The following is a 19894-nucleotide window of genomic DNA, read 5'->3' as shown; positions in this document are numbered from 1 at the left end:
TCTCCGCGGGCCCTGCGAACACCGGGGCCCATGCTCGAATTCCTGCGTGGCCGTGACGTTCTGGTGGCCGGATGGGGTGTCTCGGGTCGCTCGTTGATCGAACCGCTGCGCGATATCGGCGCGCGTCCGGTGGTCACCGACGGCGGCGCCGCCGCATTGGCCGAAGCGGCCGAACTCGGTCTGGACATCGCGACCTGCACCGAACTGGAAACCGCGGACTGGAGCCGCTTCGCGCTGGTCATCACCAGTCCGGGCTGGCGGCCGGATTCGCCGGTGCTCGCCGCCGCGGTGACCGAGGGCACCCCGGTCTGGGGCGACGTCGAATTCGCCTGGTGGGTCGACCAGGCCAGGATCTACGGTCCGGTCCGCAAATGGCTGGTGGTGACCGGTACCAACGGCAAGACCACCACCACTTCGATGGTGCATTCGATCCTGCGCGCTGCCGGTATCGCCAGTGTCGCCTGCGGCAATATCGGGCTGCCGATCCTGGACGCGCTGCGCCGCAATCCGGGTCCGCAGGTGCTCGCCGTCGAACTGTCCTCGTTCCAATTGCATTGGGCGCCTTCGGTGCGGCCGGAGGCCGGTGTGGTGCTGAATGTGGCCGAGGATCATCTGGATTGGCACGGCGGCCTCGACGCCTACGCCGCCGCCAAGTCCAGGGCGCTGTATGGCCGCGTCGGTGTCGTCGGACTCGACGATCCGGTGGCCGCCTCGCTGGCCCGGCGCAGTAAGGCGCGCCGGACGGTCGGCTTCCGGATCGGCGTCCCCGCCGACGGCGAACTCGGTGTCGTGGACGGCAAACTGCTCGACCGCGCCTTCACCAAGGCCGCCATCCTGGCCGAGGTCGGTGATATCAGCCCCAAGGGACCCGCCGGCGTCGCCAATGCACTCGCCGCCGCCGCGCTGACCAGGGCCATCGATGTGGCACCGCAATTCGTGCGCGAAGGTCTCATCGAGCACAAGGTCGGTCCGCATCGGGCCGCGTTCGTGCGCGAGGTGGCCGGTGTCGAATTCATCGATGACTCCAAGGCCACCAATCCACATGCCGCCCGTTCATCGATACTCGGTCACCCACAGGTGGTTTGGATCGCCGGTGGACAGTTGAAGGGTGCCTCGGTCGAGGATCTGGTCGAGGAGATCGCCGATCGCCTCGTCGCCGCCGTGCTGATCGGGGCCGACGCGCCGGTGCTCGCGGCCGCATTGGCGCGACACGCGCCCGAGGTCCCGGTTGTCGAGGTCCGCGCGGGAGACCATGCAGGGATGGGTGACGCCGGTGCCGATGAGACAGCCGACGCTGTGATGGCGCGGGCCGTGCGCGCCGCGGCCGGGCTGGCCCGTGCCGGGGACGCCGTTCTACTGGCTCCGGCCGCGGCCTCCTTGGATATGTTCGCCGATTACACCCACCGCGGGCGCAGCTTCGCCGCCGCGGTGGCCGCGCTGGAAGACGGTGACATCGGGCGGCATCTATGACCGAGACGACACGGCGGAATCGGCTGGCGGCCACCAAATTCGGCGCCTGGCTGGCGCGCCCGCTCGCGTCGTTCCATCTCGTCGTCACGATCGCGACACTGCTGACGGTGCTCGGTCTGGTCATGGTGTTGTCGGCATCGAGCGTCGAGGCGTATGTCGATGGCGGGTCGGCGTATTCGCTGTTCATCCAGCAGGCCATGTTCGCCGCGGTCGGCGCGGTGCTGTTCTATCTGGCACTGCGGATTTCGTTGCGGCGACTGCGGCAATGGTCGTTTCCGCTGTTCGCGATCTCGGTGCTGGCGCTTTTGCTGGTGCTGATTCCCGGCATCGGCTCAGAGGTGCAGGGTGCGCGGCGCTGGTTCTTCATCGGGCCGGTCTCGGTGCAGCCATCGGAGATCGTGAAGGTGACGCTGGTGGTGTGGGGTGCGCATCTGCTCGCCTCGCGTCGCTCGGAACAGGCCAGCCTGAAGGACATTCTGGTGCCGCTGGTGCCCGCCGGTCTGCTGGTGTGCCTGCTGGTCGTGCTGGAGCCGAATCTGTCGACCACCATCGCGCTCGGCATCGTCCTGGCCGCACTGCTGTGGTTCGGCGGGCTTCCGGTGCGGTTGTTCGTCACCATCGCGATTTCGGGTGTGATTGCCGCGGGCGTGCTCGCACTGTCCGCGGGGTATCGCTCGGACCGGATGCGCGCCTTCTTCAATCCGGGCGACGATCCGCAGGGCATCAATTATCAAGCGCGCCAAGCGCTGTACTCGCTGGCCGACGGCGGCATCTGGGGTCGCGGTCTCGGCCAGAGCCGGGCCAAATGGCAGTACCTGCCGAATGCGCACAACGACTTCATCTTCGCCATCATCGGCGAGGAACTCGGATTCCTCGGCTGCGCACTGGTTCTGGGTCTGTTCGCACTGTTCGTCTACACCGGCCTGCGCATCGCGAGCCGTTCGGTCGACCCGTTCCTGCGGCTGCTCACCGCGACCGCGACGACCTGGATCACCGGCCAGGCGCTGATCAATATCGGCTACGTGGTCAACCTGCTCCCGGTGACCGGTCTGCAGCTGCCGCTGGTTTCGGCGGGCGGTTCGTCGCTGGCGATCACCCTGTTCATGTTCGGCATCATCGCCAACGCGGCCAGGCACGAGCCCGAGGCCATTTCGGCGCTGCAGGCCGGACAGGACGGCCGATTCAGCCGACTGCTGCGACTGCCCAAGCCGGAGGTGTACTCACCGGCGAAGGCGGATGCGGCACGGGCCCGATCGGCGGCGGCCAAGGCCAAGGCGGCCGAGCAGCGGGCCAGGGCCGAACGGGCCAAGGCCGAACGGGCGCGGGCCGCGCTGCCACCGGGGCGGCGGACCCAGTCCGAATCCGCTCGACGGCGCGTGCCGGAGAGCCGGGGGACGAGTTCGCTGCGGGCGACCAGGGCATGGGAGCCGAACTATCCGATAAACCATGCGAGAGATCGGGGAAGATCCAGGTGAGTGCGGAGCGACCCCGCAAACCACTGTCGGTAATCGTCGCGGGCGGTGGTACCGCGGGACATATCGAGCCCGCGCTGGCCGTCGCCGACGCGCTGCGGCGACTCGACGATTCGATCCGGGTCACCGCACTCGGCACCGAACGCGGACTCGAGACCAAACTGGTGCCCGAGCGCGGCTATCCGCTGGAGTTGATCCCACCGGTTCCGCTGCCGCGCAAGCCGAGCGCCGATCTGCTGCGGCTGCCCGGCCGTGTCCGCGCTTCGGTGGCCAAGACCAGGGCGGTCATCGATGCGGTAGACGCGGATGTGATCGTCGGTTTCGGCGGCTATGTCGCACTGCCCGCCTACCTCGCGGCGGGGCGTGGCGTGCTCGGCCGCAGGCGCGCGGTGCCGGTGGTGGTGCACGAGGCGAATGCCAAGGCGGGCATCGCCAATAAGGTCGGTGCGAGGCGCGCGGCCAGAGTGCTTGCCGCCGTACCCGATTCGGGTCTGGCCAAGGCCGAGGTCATCGGCATTCCGGTGCGCGGGTCCATCACCTCGCTGGATCGGGCCGGGCTGCAGGCCGAGGCCCGTGCCCATTTCGGACTCCCCGCCGAGGGACCGGTTCTGCTGGTCTTCGGGGGCTCGCAGGGTGCGGTCTCGTTGAACAAGGCGATCTCCGGCGCGGCGGCACAGCTGGCCGCGGCGGGCGTCTCGGTGCTGCACGCGCACGGACCCAAGAACACCCTCGAGGTCCCGGAATCGGATGAGGGTGCGGCGCGGTATATCGCCGTGCCGTATGTTTCCCGGATGGACCTGGCCTATGCCGCCGCCGATGCGGTCGTCTGTCGCTCCGGTGCGATGACTGTCGCCGAGGTGTCGGCGGTCGGCCTGCCCGCGTTCTATGTGCCGCTGCCGCACGGCAACGGTGAACAAGAACTCAATGCCAGGCCGATCGTGCGCCAGGGGGGTGGCAGAATCGTCCCCGATGCCGAGCTGACCCCGAAATACGTGATCGACGAGGTGATACCGCTGCTGACCGACCGCGCACGGCTGATCGAAATGAGCCTGTCCGCCGCAGGCGCCGGACACCGCGATGCCGCCGACGAGCTCGCGCGCATTGTCGTCGAGGTGAGCGGCCGGTGACCACGGGAGCCGATGCCACCGAATCCGGGGCGGTCGGCGCCGCGGGAGCGACGGGTCCGGACGCGGTAGCGGAGAATAACCACGCAGGGCACCGCGAGCGCGGCCGATCCAACACTGCCGGCGGCGAGGCGCGCTCGGCGCTGCCACCCGAATTGGCGCGCGTGCATATGGTCGGGATCGGCGGGGCGGGCATGTCCGGCATCGCGCGGATTCTGCTCTCGCGCGGTGGCTCGGTCTCCGGTTCGGATGCCAAGGAGAGTCGCGGTGTGCTCGCGTTGCGGGCCCGCGGTGCGCAGGTGCGTATCGGTCACGACGCCAGCGCCCTCGATCTGCTGCCCGGCGGCCCGACCGCGGTGGTCACCACCTATGCCGCCATCCCCAAGACCAATCCCGAACTGGTCGAGGCGAATCGGCGCGGTATTCCGGTGCTGTTGCGCCCCGCCGTACTCGCCTCGCTGATGCAGGGGCATCGGACACTGCTGGTCTCGGGCACACACGGCAAGACCTCGACCACATCGATGCTGATCGTGTCGTTGCAGCACTGCGGATTCGACCCGTCCTTCGCGGTCGGCGGCGAACTCAACGAGGCGGGCACCAACGCCCACCACGGCACCGGCGAAATCTTCGTCGCCGAGGCCGACGAGAGCGACGGCTCACTGCTGCAATACGACCCGGATGTCGCCGTGGTGACCAATATCGAATCCGATCACCTGGACTTCTTCGGCTCCGATGAGGCCTACGTCCAGGTCTTCGACGATTTCGCCGACCGTCTCGGCCCCGGCGGCCTGCTGGTGCTGTGTCTGGACGATCCCGGGTCGCGGGCGCTGGCCGAGCGGGTCGGTGCGCGATTGGCGGAGCGGAACGTCCGGGTGCTCGGCTACGGATCGGGTGAACTCTCCGACGCGCCGGTGCCGGTCGGCGTGCGGCTGCACAGTTGGGAGCCGCGCGATGTCGGCGGGCTGGCCCAGTTCCAGCTCGCCGATGAGGCCGCGCCGCGCACCCTGCGACTGGCCGTGCCCGGTCGGCATATGGCGCTCAACGCGCTGGCCGCGCTGCTCGCCGCGCGCGCAGCCGGTGCGGATGTGGACGAAATCATCCAGGGGCTGGAGGGTTTCGGCGGTGTGCATCGCCGGTTCCAGTTCGTGGGCCGGGAGAACGGCGTGCGCGTCTTCGATGATTACGCCCACCACCCGACCGAGGTGCGCGCGGTCCTCGGCGCGGCCGCGGAGCTGGTGCAGCAGGAGGCGCGTGACGGTGCGCGGTCCCGACAGGGCCGGGTCATCGTGGTGTTCCAGCCGCACCTCTACAGCCGCACCGCCACCTTCGCCCAGGATTTCGGCGCGGCGCTGAGCCTTGCCGACGAGGTCGTCGTGCTCGATGTCTACGGTGCGCGGGAGAAGCCGCTGCCCGGTGTCAACGGCGCGCTCGTCGCCCAAGCCGTCACCAAACCCGTGCACTACCAGCCGGATATGTCACGGGTCGGCCGCCAGGTCGCGGGCCTTGCGCTGCCCGGCGATGTGGTGATCACCATGGGCGCGGGCGATGTGACGATGCTCGGCAGCCAGATTCTCGATGGGCTGCGAGCGCGTCCGCAATACGGGCGGTGACCCGCGATGCGAACCGCCGGTGACTGGTTCGACCGGGCACAGCGGGTTCGGCTGCGTCGGTGGAGTTTGCTCGGCGTGTGCGTCCTTACCGTTGTCCTCGTACTGGCATGGTTCACCCCGGTGTTTTCGGCGAGCACGGTCGAGATCGACGGTTTGGTCGCGGTTCCCGAGGAACAGGTACGCGACGAACTCGAGATCCCGTCCGGCCGCTCGATGTTGCGCATCGACACCGATGCGATGGCCCGGCGGGTGGCGAGCATTCCGAAAGTCCGCACCGCACGGGTGCAGCGCGTATTTCCGTCCACCGTCAAGGTGACGGTGGTCGAGCGCACGCCGGTTTTGTTCTGGGACAGCCCGCAAGGCGCGCATCTGCTGGACGCGGAGAGTGTGGAATTCGCGATCGAGGACGCACCCATCGGCGTCGCGAAGCTCATTACCGAACATCCGGGCGGCGACGATCCGGTCACCCGGGCCGCGGCCTCGGTGCTGTCGGTACTGCCTGCGGCGCTGGTCGTGCAAGTGGACGAGGTTGTCGCGCGGTCGATTTCGGATATTTCCCTGAACCTGCGCGACGGTCGCGCGGTACTGTGGGGAGGAACTAATGACGCGGAACGCAAGGCGGCCGTGGTGATGCCGCTGTTGACCCGCGATGGAACGGTGTTCGATGTTTCGAGTCCGAATCTGGTCACGGTAAAGTGATCGATACCCATTGTGCCCAGGGGTTTTTCGATGGAACTGTGACCGCAGTGGGAACAGCCCAACGAAACCATGGGTTCGGGGGCAACCGTTCACGATACGACGTGTTGCGCGGCGAGACGAGAGGGATCACACAAGATTCTGTCAGTCGTTTCGGCGCGCCTGCGCGCCTATCGCGGCGGCTGCGAATAGCGTTCCGCAGCAGTCGGATACTTGACATAACGCTAACCCTATGGTTGAGCTTTAGGGTTTGCCCGGACTTGCGACAGACCGCATGTCGAGAATTCGAAAACGACAGACTTTAGATCGAAGGAAGGCGAGAGCCCATGACGCCCCCGCACAACTACCTTGCTGTGATCAAGGTCGTCGGTATCGGCGGCGGCGGTGTGAATGCCGTCAACCGGATGATCGAACAGGGACTCAAGGGAGTCGAGTTCATCGCGGTCAACACCGACGCGCAGGCGCTGCTGATGAGCGATGCCGACGTCAAACTCGACGTCGGCCGTGAGCTCACCCGCGGTCTCGGCGCCGGTGCCGACCCGGAGGTCGGGCGCAAGGCCGCCGAAGATCACAAGGACGAGATCGAAGAGGTGCTCAAGGGCGCCGACATGGTCTTTGTCACCGCGGGCGAGGGCGGCGGCACCGGTACCGGTGGCGCGCCCGTCGTCGCGAGCATCGCGCGCAAACTCGGCGCGCTCACCATCGGTGTGGTCACCAGGCCGTTCTCCTTCGAGGGCAAGCGCCGTGGCAACCAGGCCGAGGTGGGCATCAACCTGCTGCGCGAATCCTGCGACACGCTCATCGTCATCCCGAACGATCGGCTGCTGCAGCTCGGCGATGCGGCGGTCAGCCTGATGGACGCCTTCCGCTCCGCCGATGAGGTGCTGCTCAACGGTGTGCAGGGCATTACCGACCTGATCACCACCCCGGGTCTGATCAATGTCGACTTCGCCGATGTGAAGAGCGTGATGTCCGGCGCGGGAAGCGCTTTGATGGGCATCGGCTCGGCGCGCGGCGAGGGCCGTTCGGTCAAGGCCGCCGAATCGGCGATCAATTCGCCACTGCTCGAGGCGTCGATGGACGGTGCGCACGGCGTACTGCTCTCGATCGCGGGCGGTTCGGATCTGGGTCTGTTCGAAATCAACGAGGCGGCTTCGCTGGTGCAGGAGGCCGCACATATCGAGGCGAATATCATCTTCGGTACCGTCATCGACGATTCGCTCGGCGATGAGGTTCGCGTCACGGTGATCGCGGCCGGTTTCGACGGCGGCGGTCCGGCTCGGCGCACCTTCGAGGCGGGCCGCGGCGCGATCGGTTCGGCTCGGGCCGGTGAGCTCGCCCAGAGCAGCCGGACCAGTGAGATCGCCGCCGCCGCGCGCACCGAAACCGCTTCCGCCGCAGGTCAAACCGGCTCCACCAGGGGTGCGGTGCCCAGCTACCGGGATTCCGAACGGGCCCGCACGCTGGCCGAGCCGACGGTCGCGCACAATACGCGCTCGCATATCGAGCCGCCGGATTCCGATGACGACGACGACGTCGACGTGCCGTCGTTCATGCGCCGGTAGGTCATAAGCAAATCGTTAGGCCGGACTGGCACACTGGGCGGTATGCCCAAGCAACAACTGATTTCGTACGTACATGGGTAACTCGTCGGGGACGCCCAGCACTCAGCCAGACACACGACCGTCGGCCCGCGACGGCGCTGTCGATAGGCACGACGACCGGCAAAAGTTCCGGGGCGGCGGGGGAGCAGCGCCGACACTGACCGTTCGACGGGTGACGACCACGAGGGCGGGTGGTTTCTCGGCGCCGCCATACGATTCGTTCAATCTCGGGGATCATGTGGGGGACGACCCGGCGACCGTGCAGCGGAACCGGGACCGGCTGGCCGAGGGTATCGGCCTGACACCGGATCGGCTCGTGTGGATGGAACAGATCCACGGGCGCAATGTCGAAATCATCGATGGGCCATGGGATGGCCCGGTGCCCGTGACCGACGCATTGGTGACGACCGTGCCGGGTCTGGCACTGGTGGTGCTCACCGCGGACTGCGTGCCGATCCTGCTATCCGATGACGAGGCGGGTGTGATCGCGGCCGTACACGCCGGTCGCATCGGTGCGCGCATCGGCATCGTGCCGCGGGTGCTGGACGCAATGGTTTCGGCCGGTGCCCGCATCGAGCGGATCGGCGCCTTCCTGGGTCCGGCCGCATCGGGTCGTCAATACGAGGTGCCCGCCGCGATGCGCGCCGATGTCGAGGCGCATCTGCCCGGCAGTGCGACAACCACCGTGCGTGGCACGCCCGCACTCGATCTGCGCGCCGGAATCAGCAGGCAGCTCACCGAAGCGGGAGTCGGCGGGGTCGCGATCGATCCGCGCTGCACGATCGAGGACAAGACGCTGTTCAGTCATCGCCGCGGCGCACCGACCGGGCGCATCGCCGGTGTCATCTGGATGCAGGCGGACGCATGAGTCCCGAATCCATTGCGGCCGAAGCCATGGACGGTCGGACCGCCGAACTCGCGGCGAATCTCGCCGATCTGAACAAGCGAATCGGCGCGGCCTGTCATGCGGCCGGGCGTGCTCCGGGCTCGGTGCGGCTGCTGCCGGTGACGAAGTTCTTCCCGGCCACCGATATCGCCATCCTGCATCGCTTGGGCTGCAGGGAATTCGGCGAGTCCAGGGAGCAGGAGGCCACCGCGAAGGTCGCCGAACTGACCGACCTCGCGGATGTGCGCTGGCACATGATCGGTCGGCTGCAGCGCAACAAGGCGAGGGTCGTCGCGCGCTGGGCACATGCCGTGCACTCGGTCGACAGCGAACGCCTGGCAACGGCCCTTGACGCCGCAGCGCGAGCCGCCTTGGACGCGGGCGAGCGTGGCGAACCGGTTCGAGTATTGGTCCAGGTGAGCCTGGACGAGGATCCCGGTCGCGGTGGTGTGGCCCCGGAAGATCTTGTGGCACTGGCCGATCGGGTGGCCACCGCGCCGGGATTGCAGCTCGCGGGCCTGATGGCGATTCCCCCGCTCGACGCCGTGCCCGACGCTGCTTTTGCGCGCCTTGCGCATTTGCATGCCCTGATACGCGCGGACCATCCCGAAGCGATCGAACTCTCCGCGGGAATGTCGAGCGATCTGGAATCGGCGATCGAACACGGTTCTACCTGTGTGCGTGTCGGTACCGCCTTGATGGGCGCTCGACCGATAACCTCGGCGTAGCAAAGAAACCTCATCAGTCACATTCGACACATATGCTGGGACTGGAGAGGACTGAGCAAGACTTCAACACCCGGCCGCCACCGGGGCCGAAGGAAGGTCTATGAAATGAGCACGCTGCACAAGTTCAAGGCGTACTTCGGCATGGTTCCGCTCGAGGATTACGAAGACGACTATGTCGCCGAACCCGCCCCCCGGGGTGCGGACGAGCGCGGCTCACGTCGTCCCCGGCCCCGTGACTATTCCGAGCGCGCCGGTTACGGCGCGGACCGCTATGCCGAAGACCGCTACGACGATGAGCCGGATTACCCTGAGCCGGCCTACAAGTCGCCGTACAAGGCGGGATATCCGGTGTCTCGGCGCGACGATTACGTCGACGAGCCCTATGTGGACGACCGCTACGACGCGCGGCCCCGTCCGACCAGGATCGATGCCGCGCCGGGCGCGTCCCGATTCCGTGCGGGCGGCAATGCGCCGATGCTTCGGGGAGCCACCAGGGGTGCGCTCGCCGTCGATCCCGAGGCCGAGGAGCGGCGACTGGAGGAGCGCGTGCGCCCCGAGCCCGCGCCCGCACGTCGGCCGGGGATCTTCGAGGACGGAGGTCCCTTGTCCAAGATCACGACGCTGCGCCCGCGCGATTACAGCGAGGCCCGCATCATCGGTGAGCGCTTCCGCGAGGGCAATCCGGTGATCATGGACCTGGTCGATCTGAGCAATGCCGACGCAAAGCGGCTGGTCGACTTCGCCGCCGGCCTCGCCTTCGCGCTGCGTGGCTCATTCGACAAGGTGGCGACCAAAGTGTTCCTGCTCTCACCCGCCGATGTCGATGTCTCGGCCGAAGAACGTCGCAGGATCGCCGAAACCGGCTTCTACAACCAGAAATAGCGCTGTGATCCGGGGGTTCTGTTAGACCCGTTGCGTATGGGGCGGTGTGGTCATTTTGCGCGACGCGGATTTTGGGGCAGAGTGAGATCGTGGCCTTGTTTGCGGTGCTCTACTTCGTACTGTTCATCTTCTGGCTGTTGTTGATCAGCCGAGTGATCGTGGAGTTCATCCGCAGCTTTGCCCGCGACTGGCGCCCTAGCGGCTTCGTCGTCGTCATCCTCGAGGTGATCTTCACGATCACCGATCCTCCGGTGAAACTCCTGAGGCGGTTGATACCACCGGTGTCATTGGGAGGAATTCGGCTCGATCTGTCGATTATGGTCCTGCTTTTCGTCGTCTTCATCTCGATGACGTTTGTGGGCGGCCACGCCGACGGGTAGCCCTGGTGTGACAGAATGAACCGAGAAGATAGCTTGCTAGATCTGCTAGATCTCCAAAAGACGCGTGAAGGGATCCTTCCATGCCGCTGACCCCAGCCGATGTGCACAACGTCGCGTTCAGCAAACCGCCGATCGGGAAGCGCGGCTACAACGAGGATGAGGTAGACGCCTTCCTGGATCTCGTGGAGCAGGAGCTCTCGCGTCTGATCGAGGAGAACGCTGACCTGCGCCAGCGGGTTGCCGAGCTCGATGCGGAACTGGCCGACGCCAAGAAAAATCGCGGTCCGGCCAATGCCGCCCAAGTCAAAGCACCGGTCCAGCAAGCTCCGCCGCCCCCTCCCGAACCCATCAAGCCGCCGGTGCAACAGGCCCCGCCGCCGCCTCCGATGCCGGTCGCGGCCCCGGTAGCCAAGGATGCGCCGAGCGCGGATGCGAATCTGCAGGCGGCCAAGGTGCTCAGCCTCGCCCAGGAGATGGCGGACCGGCTGACCAGCGATGCGAAGCTCGAAGCGGAGAACCTGCTTTCGAATGCGCGCGCCAATTCCGAACGCCTGGTCGGCGATGCCAGAACCCGTTCGGAGGCGATGATCGCCGACGCGCGGCAGAAGTCGGATGCGATGCTCTCGGATGCCCAGACCCGTTCGGACAACCAGCTACGGCAGGCCAAGGAGAAGGCCGACGCACTGCAGGCCGATGCCGAGCGCAAGCACACCGAGATCATGGCCACCATCACCCAGCAGCGCAGTGTGCTGGAGAGCCGGATCGAGCAGCTCAAGACCTTCGAGCGGGAGTACCGCGTGCGGCTGAAGTCGTACCTGGAGTCCCAGCTCGAGGAGCTGGAGAACCGTGGCTCGGCGGTGCCGGTGGACGGCGGCGAGGCCTTCGTCGATACCAATACCGCGAACAATCTCGCTCCCGCCTCGTTCGCCAAGGGCGCCAAGTAATCTCGTAGTAGAGAGTTATCTCCGCTGTAGTTGCTGTTCGAGTAGCTAGAGGTACGCCGAGCCGCCTGGCATGCCTAGGGGGTCAATATGCTCGTCTTGACGCTGGTCCTTGCCGCGATCGGGTTCGCCCTGCTAGTGGCCGCGCTGACCACCGGGTCGGTGCTGTGGGCCTGGGGGTGCATCCTCATCTGCATCGTGGGTGCTGTGCTATTGCTGGTGAGCGCGCTTTCCATGCGCAGCTCCGAGGGCGATTCCGCGCCGCCGCCTGGTCGGCATGCGAAACGGTAAGTTGTGGGCCCGACAAATTGGTTTGACCGTCCTGGTTAGAATCAAACATGTAATCGGCGTAGATCCGGCTATCACCGGGGAGTCTTCGGAAGAACGGTGCGCACACCGCACTCAGTAGAACCGAACGGGTGAGCCCGTCACAGCTCGAAACGAGAGGTCCTGGTTGGTCGCGGATCGGCGCGCCGCCCGGACAAGCGGGGTGGTACCGCGGTTTCGACGCAACCGGCGTCGTCATCGTCCCCGTGCTGACACATACGCGCCACGGCGCGGCGGCACGAGGAGACGGGATCCGCGATGGCGGACGAACCTTCCAGCAGCGCATACCCCCGCGTCGATCTTGCGGGCCCTGGCAGCGGGGCATCCTTCCCTGACCTGGAGCGTCGGGTACTCGACGCGTGGGCCGCCGACGACACCTTCCGCACCAGCATCGAGAACCGCTCGGGCGCGGCCGAGTTCGTCTTCTATGACGGTCCGCCGTTTGCCAATGGTTTGCCACATTATGGACATCTGCTCACGGGGTACGTCAAGGATCTCGTCCCGCGTTTCCAGACGATGCGCGGCAAGCGGGTCGATCGACGTTTCGGCTGGGACTGTCACGGATTGCCCGCGGAAATCGAAGCGGAAAAGCAGCTCGGTATCACGGACAAATCACAGATCGACGCGATGGGGCTCGCGGAATTCAACGCGGCCTGTAAATCTTCGGTTCTGCGCTACACCGGAGAATGGCGTGATTATGTGACGCGTCAGGCCCGTTGGGTCGACTTCGACAACGACTACAAGACGTTGGATCTCGACTTCATGGAGTCGGTGATGTGGGCGTTCAAGTCGCTGCACGAGAAGGGCCTGATCTACCAGGGCTTCCGGGTGCTGCCATACAGCTGGTACGAGCAGACCCCGCTGTCGAATCAGGAAACCCGGCTCGACGACGCCTACAAGATGCGCCAGGATCCGGCCGTCACGGTGGATATGGTGCTGCGCGTCCCTGGCGAGCATCCGCTGCACGAACTCGACGGCGCCAACGCGCTCATCTGGACCACCACGCCGTGGACGCTGCCGTCGAACCTGGCGATCGCCGTGCATCCGAATGTCCGCTATATACATGTGCGCGGCGCCGACGGCAAGCGCTATCTGCTGGCCGCCGAGCGGGTCTCGCACTACGCCCGCGAATTCGGCGACGAGCCCGAGGTGCTCGGCGAGTTCGACGGCGCCGCGCTCGCGGATCTGTCCTACGCCCCTCCGTTCGACTTCTTCGTCGGTCATCCCAACGCGCACCGCGTGCTGACCGCCGACTATGTGACCACCGACTCCGGCACCGGAATCGTGCACCTCGCACCGGCTTTCGGTGAGGAGGATATGGATGTCGCCAGTGCCAACGGCATCGAGCTCGTGCAGCCGCTGGATCCGGGCGGCAAGTTCACCTCGATGGTGCCGCCGTACGAGGGGCTGATGGTCTTCGACGCCAATCCGGTGATCATCAAGGATCTCAAGGCGACCGGAAAGCTGCTGCGGCACGAGACGATCGAGCACTCCTACCCGCACAGCTGGCGCTCGGGTCAGCCGCTGATCTACATGGCGGTGCCGTCCTGGTTCGTCGCGGTGACCAAATTCCGCGACCGAATGGTCGAGCTGAACCAGCAGATCACCTGGGTGCCCGAGCACATCCGCGACGGACAGTTCGGCAAGTGGCTCGAGGGTGCACGAGATTGGAATATCAGCCGTAACCGGTACTGGGGCAGTCCGATCCCGGTGTGGGTCTCCGATGATCCGGCGTACCCGCGCATCGATGTCTACGGCTCGCTGGAGGAGTTGGAGCGTGACTTCGGCGTGCGCCCGACCGATCTGCACCGGCCGATGATCGACGAGCTGACCCGGCCGAATCCCGATGATCCGACCGGCAGGTCCACCATGCGCCGAGTGCCGGAGGTGCTGGACTGCTGGTTCGAGTCGGGCTCGATGCCGTATGCCCAGGTGCACTACCCGTTCGAGAACAAGGAGTGGTTCGACAGCCACTTCCCGGGCGATTTCATCGTCGAGTACAACGGGCAGACCCGCGGCTGGTTCTACACCCTGCACGTGCTCTCGACCGCGCTGTTCGACAGTCCGGCCTTCAAAACCGTTGCCGCGCACGGCATCGTGCTCGGTGACGACGGACTGAAGATGAGCAAGTCCAAGGGCAACTACCCGGATGTGAACGAGGTGTTCGACCGGGACGGCTCCGATGCGATGCGCTGGTTCCTGATGAGTTCGCCGATCCTGCGCGGCGGCAATCTCATCGTCACCGAGCGCGGCATCCGCGAGGGGGTCGGCCATGCGCTGCGCCCGCTGTGGAACGCGTGGACCTTCCTGCAGCTCTACGCCTCGAAAACCGGTGTGTGGCGCACGGATTCGCCGCATGTGCTGGATCGCTACATCCTGGCCAAGCTGGCCTCGACCCAGGCCGTGATGACCGATGCGCTCGAGGTCTACGACATCGCGGGCGCCTGCGAGGAATTGCGTTCCTTCGCCGACGCGCTCACCAATTGGTATGTGCGCCGGTCGCGTTCGCGCTTCTGGGAAGAGGATCGGGATGCGGTCGACACACTGCATACGGTGCTCGAGGTCGTCACCCGGCTGGCCGCGCCGTTGCTGCCGCTGATCTCGGAAGTGATCTGGCGCGGGCTGACCGGCGAGCAGTCGGTGCACCTGGCCGATTGGCCCAAGGAGGGTGAGCTGCCGGAGGATCCGGATCTGGTCGCCGCCATGGACGAGGTGCGGGTGGTGTGCTCGACGGTGCTGAGCCTGCGCAAGGCGAAGAACCTGCGGGTGCGGCTGCCGCTGGCCGAGGTCACCATCGCCGCGCCCGATGCCGAGCGGCTGCGGCCGTTCGCCGACATCATCGCCGATGAGGTGAACGTCAAGAAGGTCGACCTGACCACCGATGTCGCCGTGCACGGCCGTTTCGAGCTGGTGGTGAACGCCCGCGCCGCGGGACCGCGCCTCGGCAAGGATGTGCAGACGGTGATCAAGGCGGTGAAGGCCGGCGAATGGTCCGAGAACGCCGCCGGTGTGGTCACCGCGGCGGGCATCGAACTGTTGCCGGAGGAGTACACCCAGCGCCTGGTCGCGGCCGAGCCGGAGTCCACCGCGGCGCTGCCCGGCAATGCCGGTCTGGTCGTGCTCGATTCGGTGGTGACCGAGGAACTGGAGGCCGAGGGCTGGGCCCGCGATGTGATCCGCGATCTGCAGGAGACGCGAAAGTCCCTGGGGCTCGACGTATCCGATCGCATCACCGTGGTGCTCGCGGTGCCCGCCGATAAGCAGGTCTGGGCACAGACCCACCGCGATCTCATCGCGGGCGAAATCCTGGCCACCGAGCTGACTTTCGGTGAGCCGGGCGCGGATGCCGCCGAAATCGTCGGTGGCGTGCGGGTGTCGATCGCGAAGGTCTGATACGGCCGGAACGCGGTGCTCGGGGCGGGATCTGGAGATCCCGCTCCGAGTTGCATCGCGACCCTTCGGATGTGATGTAGATCACATGCTGGAAAATAGCTGATTTCGTTGTCGTGCTCGCACAATGCCCGGCACAATCGGCATGTTGCTGCTGGTGTGCAGATCTACTTCTGTGACGGCAGTGAATGTTCGTGCTTGAACTGCTCTACCTGAAATACCTTGCGCCGCACGTGGATACGTGCCGCAGCGCAGGTGCAGTGACGTGCGGTTCCTTCCCCGGTATCGAGGCCGGTACTGCGCGTCGACCGGGTCGACGGAAGGGGCGAGCATATGACCACCGAGCGCAAAATGGCGTTGCGGCGGATAGCTATCGGATTTCTGGTATCGGCCGTGATGATGCTCGTCCTGGCCGGACCGGCGCGCGGTGATACCGGAAGCGCGTCCGGTTCGGGTAGTTCCGGCTCCGCATCCGGTAGTTCCGGCAGTTCCAGCGGTTCCGCTGCCCTGCCGCTGCCGAGTATCGCCGGACTCGGCGCCCTGACCGCGGCCTACACCCAGATCGGCAAACCCTACGAATGGGGCGCCACCGGCCCGTTCGCCTGGGACTGTTCGGGGCTGGTCCAGTGGGCCTTCCGTCAGGTCGGGGTGAAACTGCCGCGCACCACCTGGGAGCAGGCCAAGGTCGGCGCCACGGTTCCGTTCCCGGCCCTGTCGCTGGGTGATGTGGTAATCCTCAATGACGACGCCTCGCATGTCGGCATCTACGCGGGCTCCGGGCAGATCCTGGACGCGCACGACTGGGGCGTTCCGGTGGGTCTGCATCCACTCCGCGACTTCGACATCTACACGATCCGTCGTTTCTGATCCGGATCGGTGACGTTTCCCCGATCAGCTCAGTTGCGCGTAGATGGCAAAGGTGTGCCAGCACTGGCCGACGACAAGGTCGTCATCACGCCCTGTCCTAGGCGAACCCGATATCAGTCGACGAGCTGACGCAGCAGCGGCCCGTACTGCGGATGCGTCAGCGCCGAGGCGAATTGGGCGACCAGGTAGTCGGCCGGATTACCGGTGTCGTACCAGCGGCCCTGGATGACCTGGCCGAAGACCGGATTGTCGGCGGCGTGCACATTGATCGCATCGGTGAGGTACACCTCGCCGGTGCGATGTTCGTACCACTGCTCGGTCTGTCGGCGCAGTTCGCAGATGATGCCGGGGGTGACGACGTAGCCGCCGATCGCGGCATAGTTCGACGGTGCGTCCTCGGGCTTGGGCTTTTCCCGCAACCCGGTGATGCGCAGCAGGCCGTTGCCCTGATCGTCCGCGACGACCGGGACGCCGTAGCGCTGGGATTCGGACGGATCCATCGGCATCAGCGCGAGCACCGGCGCGTCGGTCGCCTCGTAGGCGTCGATCAGCTGCTGGGCCCGCGGCACCCCGGCGACGAAGACGTCGTCGGGCCACAGCACCAGCATCGGCTCGTCGCCGAGATTACGGGCCGCATTGAGCACCGGGGTGCCGTTGCCGTATGGCCCGTGCTGATCGAGGTAGGTGATATGCCCGAGTCGGGACAGCTCGCCGACCTCCTCCACCGCATCGGCGAACGCGTCCTTGCCGTCGGCGCGGAGCTGGGCCACCAGCGCTGGATTCGGGCGGAAATGGTCCTGGATCAAGGACTTTCCGCCGCTGACCACGATGGTGATATCGGTGATTCCGGAAGCGACCAGCTCCCGGACGGTGTGCTCGATGACCGGCTTGTCGCCGACCGGCAGCATCTCCTTGGGGATGGCCTTGGTCAGCGGGAGCAGCCGGGAGCCGATTCCGGCGGCCGGTATCACGGCCTTACGGATCTTCATGGTCCGATCATCACATACCCGACCGGGTCCGAACCGGTGATCCCTCCGCTTGGTCTGGGCATGTCGAGGCGGCAACACATCGGTATCTGGCCTGGTCACGGGCGGTCGAGCAGGGCAGAGCGCCGGGGCCGCCCGGTCGTCGCGCCGCGAAGATCGGGTAGCAATTTCGCAGAAATTACTCGGCTGACCCACATCCGGCACCCAGGTCGGCTGCCGGATTCACAGGTTTACGCCAGTCGCGCGGTGGGCCGACCTGTCGGTGCGACCGCGTAGATTCCGGTGCGTGAGCACCGACAACACCGCTGTGGCCGCCGGCGGAGGCGCGTCCGTGCGAACGGCTCGGCGGTGGGTGCTGCACATCGATATGGATGCTTTCTTCGCTTCGGTCGAACAATTGACCCGGCCCACGCTGCGCGGGCGCCCGGTGTTGGTGGGCGGCACCGGTGGACGCGGCGTGGTCGCGGGGGCGAGCTATGAGGCGCGGGTATTCGGTGCGCGCTCGGCCATGCCGATGCATCAGGCGCGGCGGTTGGTCGGGGTGACCGCGGTGGTGGTGCCGCCGCGCGGTGTGGTCTACAGCGTGGTCAGTGCGCGGGTGTTCGACGCGCTGCGCAGTCGCATTCCGGTGCTGGAGACATTGTCGTTCGACGAAGCGTTCGGTGAGCCCGCCGAGTTGGTGGGTGCGACCGTCGAGCAAGTGCGCGAATTCTGTGAGGACCTGCGTGCGCTGGTGCGGGAGCGGACCGGGCTGGTCGCCTCGGTCGGTGCGGGCACCGGTAAGCAGCTGGCCAAGATCGCTTCCGGAATGGCCAAACCCGATGGGGTACGGGTGGTTTCGCCGGATGAGCAGCAGCAACTGCTGGCCGGGCTGCCGGTGCGCAAGCTGTGGGGTATCGGTCCGGTGGCCGAAGCGCGGTTGCGTTCGCTCGGTATCGAGACCGTCGGCGCCTTCGCTGCGCTGCCGGAGTTGGAGGCGGTGTCCATTCTCGGCGGCAGCGTCGGCGCGGCACTGCACCGGCTGGCCCGCGGCATCGACGACCGGCCGGTCGCCGAGCGGGCCGAGGCCAAACAGATCAGCGCCGAGAACACCTATGAGACCGATATCGTCACGATGGCTCAGCTACGTCCGGCGATCGAGACCATGGCGGCGGCCGCGCACCGCCGTCTGGAAAAGGACGGCCGGGCCGCACGCACCGTGGTGCTGAAGCTGAAGAAATCCGATATGAGCATTGTGACCAGGTCGTTCACCTTGCCGTATGCGACGACCGAGCTCGCCACGCTGACGACGGCGGCCCAGCGCTCGGCCATTGATCCGGCCGAGCTCGGGCCGATTCGGTTGGTCGGGGTGGGTTATGGCGGGTTGTCGACGGTCCGGCAGGAGTCGTTGTTTCCGGAGTTGGATCAGGCTCCGGTCGAGGACGCGGGTGTCTGGGAGGGCGACGCGCCGCACGCCGATGATCGGGGCCGACCGGCGGGGCCGCCCACAGTTGAGGACGGCAGCATAGAGTTCGGCGCGGGAGCGTCGGTCGAGCCGCTGGGCGTCGAGGTGATGGACACCGCGACATCCTCGGTCCCCGCGACCACGCGGCCGAGCGTCGGTGCAGCTCAGGACGATTCGCCGGTGCGGAACGCGACGCTGTGGTATCCAGGACTGGATGTCACGCACCCCGAATTCGGGCACGGGTGGGTGCAGGGCGCCGGGCTCGGTGTGGTTACTGTTCGGTTCGAGACCAGCTCGACAGGGCCCGGTCCGGCGCGTACCTTTGCCGCCGACGACATCAGTCTGTCCCGGGCGGATCCGCTCGGCAGTCTCCGCTGACAGGTAGCCTGGGTCATTCGTGCAGCGTCGCCGGTTCGGGTGACGGCTGCCGTTGGTGGAACGACATGTACCTACTCGAACGTAAAGGACGAGCAGTTGAAGCTTCGTAAGACTGGACGCATCGCCATCGCCGCCTTGGCCGTCGTCGCCGCACTCGGCATGACCGCCTGCAGCGATGACAAAGACAGCAAGCCGGCCGCGAAGACCAGTACCAGCGCCAAGGCCTCGGCCAACGCGACCACCAATCTGCCGCCGGTCCCCTCCGTCGCGGAACTGAACACGCAGCTGCAGCGTGCCCTCGATCCGTCGATACCCAATTCGGAGAAGCTCGACGGCGTGCAGGGCGCCGAGGCCGATCCGGAACTGCCGAACCGCCTCGCCGAGGCCGCCAAGAACGCCAACATCAGTGTGACGGTCACCGATGTGACCAGCTTCGGCGACAGCGTCAATGCCAAGGCCAAGGTCGTGCTCAACGGCCAGGAGAACATTATCGACGTGCCGTTCGTCGCCGAGAACGGCAAGTGGAAGATCCAGAAGGCCTGGGCCTGCACCATGCTGACCAACCTCGGCCAGCAGTCCTCGGCCTGCGGCTGAGTTCCCTCCGTAGCGACTGCTTGCAGGTCGCTCGATAGGGTCAGCTGTCGCGGCCGACCCGGTGTCGGCCGCGCTGGCTGTGTGCTTGCTGAGAATCAATGCCGCACGCCGGCAA

The 19894-nt window shown here is 66.4% G+C and carries 17 protein-coding genes; 16 read left to right on the top strand and 1 reads right to left on the bottom strand.

The window, feature by feature from the left end:
- Positions 1-30: 30 nt before the first annotated feature.
- The 14 genes from murD to ACQP1T_RS28200 all read left to right on the top strand — a co-directional run bounded on the left by murD (position 31) and on the right by ACQP1T_RS28200 (position 16377).
- Complete coding sequence (murD, locus tag ACQP1T_RS28265) at positions 31-1470, top strand: UDP-N-acetylmuramoyl-L-alanine--D-glutamate ligase (RefSeq protein ID WP_433756077.1); 1440 nt, start codon at positions 31-33, stop codon at positions 1468-1470.
- The gene (gene ftsW / locus ACQP1T_RS28260; protein ID WP_433756076.1) at positions 1467-2945 is read left to right on the top strand and encodes a putative lipid II flippase FtsW; all 1479 of its coding nucleotides are present in this window, start codon (positions 1467-1469) and stop codon (positions 2943-2945) included. Before murD ends, ftsW begins: the two co-directional genes overlap by 4 nt.
- Complete coding sequence (gene murG, locus ACQP1T_RS28255) at positions 2942-4069, top strand: undecaprenyldiphospho-muramoylpentapeptide beta-N-acetylglucosaminyltransferase (RefSeq protein ID WP_433756075.1); 1128 nt, start codon at positions 2942-2944, stop codon at positions 4067-4069. Before ftsW ends, murG begins: the two co-directional genes overlap by 4 nt.
- 167 nt (positions 4070-4236) lie before the next feature.
- A complete protein-coding gene (gene murC, locus ACQP1T_RS28250) occupies positions 4237-5676 on the top strand; it encodes a UDP-N-acetylmuramate--L-alanine ligase (RefSeq protein WP_433762398.1) in 1440 nt (479 codons plus the stop codon).
- 6 nt (positions 5677-5682) lie between these two features.
- Positions 5683-6375, top strand: coding sequence for a cell division protein FtsQ/DivIB (locus ACQP1T_RS28245; RefSeq protein WP_433756074.1), 693 nt, complete (start codon positions 5683-5685; stop codon positions 6373-6375).
- A gap of 323 nt (positions 6376-6698) precedes the next feature.
- Entirely contained in the window at positions 6699-7937 is a 1239-nt protein-coding gene (gene ftsZ / locus ACQP1T_RS28240; RefSeq protein WP_433756073.1) for a cell division protein FtsZ, read from the top strand.
- A gap of 196 nt (positions 7938-8133) precedes the next feature.
- Positions 8134-8844 carry a peptidoglycan editing factor PgeF gene (pgeF, locus tag ACQP1T_RS28235; RefSeq protein WP_433762397.1) on the top strand — a complete coding sequence of 237 codons (711 nt, stop codon included), beginning with the start codon at positions 8134-8136 and terminating at the stop codon, positions 8842-8844.
- The gene (locus tag ACQP1T_RS28230) at positions 8841-9590 is read left to right on the top strand and encodes a YggS family pyridoxal phosphate-dependent enzyme (RefSeq protein WP_433756072.1); all 750 of its coding nucleotides are present in this window, start codon (positions 8841-8843) and stop codon (positions 9588-9590) included. Before pgeF ends, ACQP1T_RS28230 begins: the two co-directional genes overlap by 4 nt.
- A 105-nt stretch (positions 9591-9695) precedes the next feature.
- On the top strand, positions 9696-10472 hold the full coding sequence (locus ACQP1T_RS28225) for a cell division protein SepF (RefSeq protein WP_063041949.1): 777 nt from the start codon (positions 9696-9698) through the stop codon (positions 10470-10472).
- Between the two features lie 89 nt (positions 10473-10561).
- Positions 10562-10852, top strand: coding sequence for a YggT family protein (locus tag ACQP1T_RS28220; RefSeq protein ID WP_040688811.1), 291 nt, complete (start codon positions 10562-10564; stop codon positions 10850-10852).
- A gap of 80 nt (positions 10853-10932) precedes the next feature.
- Positions 10933-11796: a DivIVA-like cell division protein Wag31 gene (gene wag31, locus ACQP1T_RS28215; protein ID WP_433756071.1), complete on the top strand. Its 864-nt coding sequence runs from the start codon at positions 10933-10935 to the stop codon at positions 11794-11796.
- An 87-nt stretch (positions 11797-11883) separates the two neighbouring features.
- Complete coding sequence (locus ACQP1T_RS28210) at positions 11884-12084, top strand: hypothetical protein (protein WP_062988683.1); 201 nt, start codon at positions 11884-11886, stop codon at positions 12082-12084.
- A 294-nt stretch (positions 12085-12378) separates the two neighbouring features.
- Complete coding sequence (gene ileS, locus ACQP1T_RS28205) at positions 12379-15513, top strand: isoleucine--tRNA ligase (protein ID WP_433756070.1); 3135 nt, start codon at positions 12379-12381, stop codon at positions 15511-15513.
- A 330-nt stretch (positions 15514-15843) separates the two neighbouring features.
- Positions 15844-16377: an NlpC/P60 family protein gene (locus tag ACQP1T_RS28200; protein ID WP_433756069.1), complete on the top strand. Its 534-nt coding sequence runs from the start codon at positions 15844-15846 to the stop codon at positions 16375-16377.
- 113 nt (positions 16378-16490) lie between these two features.
- On the opposite strand, the gene ACQP1T_RS28195 is transcribed toward ACQP1T_RS28200, so the two are convergent.
- Positions 16491-17366: a UTP--glucose-1-phosphate uridylyltransferase gene (locus tag ACQP1T_RS28195; RefSeq protein ID WP_433756068.1), complete on the bottom strand. Its 876-nt coding sequence runs from the start codon at positions 17364-17366 to the stop codon at positions 16491-16493.
- 364 nt (positions 17367-17730) lie between these two features.
- On the opposite strand from ACQP1T_RS28195, the gene ACQP1T_RS28190 reads away from it, so the two are divergent.
- Positions 17731-19185 (top strand): DNA polymerase IV, encoded by a 1455-nt coding sequence (locus ACQP1T_RS28190; protein ID WP_433762396.1) that lies wholly within the window; start codon positions 17731-17733, stop codon positions 19183-19185.
- 96 nt (positions 19186-19281) lie between these two features.
- On the top strand, positions 19282-19779 hold the full coding sequence (locus tag ACQP1T_RS28185; protein WP_433756067.1) for a hypothetical protein: 498 nt from the start codon (positions 19282-19284) through the stop codon (positions 19777-19779).
- The last annotated feature ends 115 nt before the right edge of the window (positions 19780-19894 follow it).

The organism is Nocardia sp. CA-135398 (assembly GCF_050955845.1).
GTDB lineage: Bacteria > Actinomycetota > Actinomycetes > Mycobacteriales > Mycobacteriaceae > Nocardia.
This window is presented reverse-complemented; position numbering and strand designations above follow the sequence as displayed.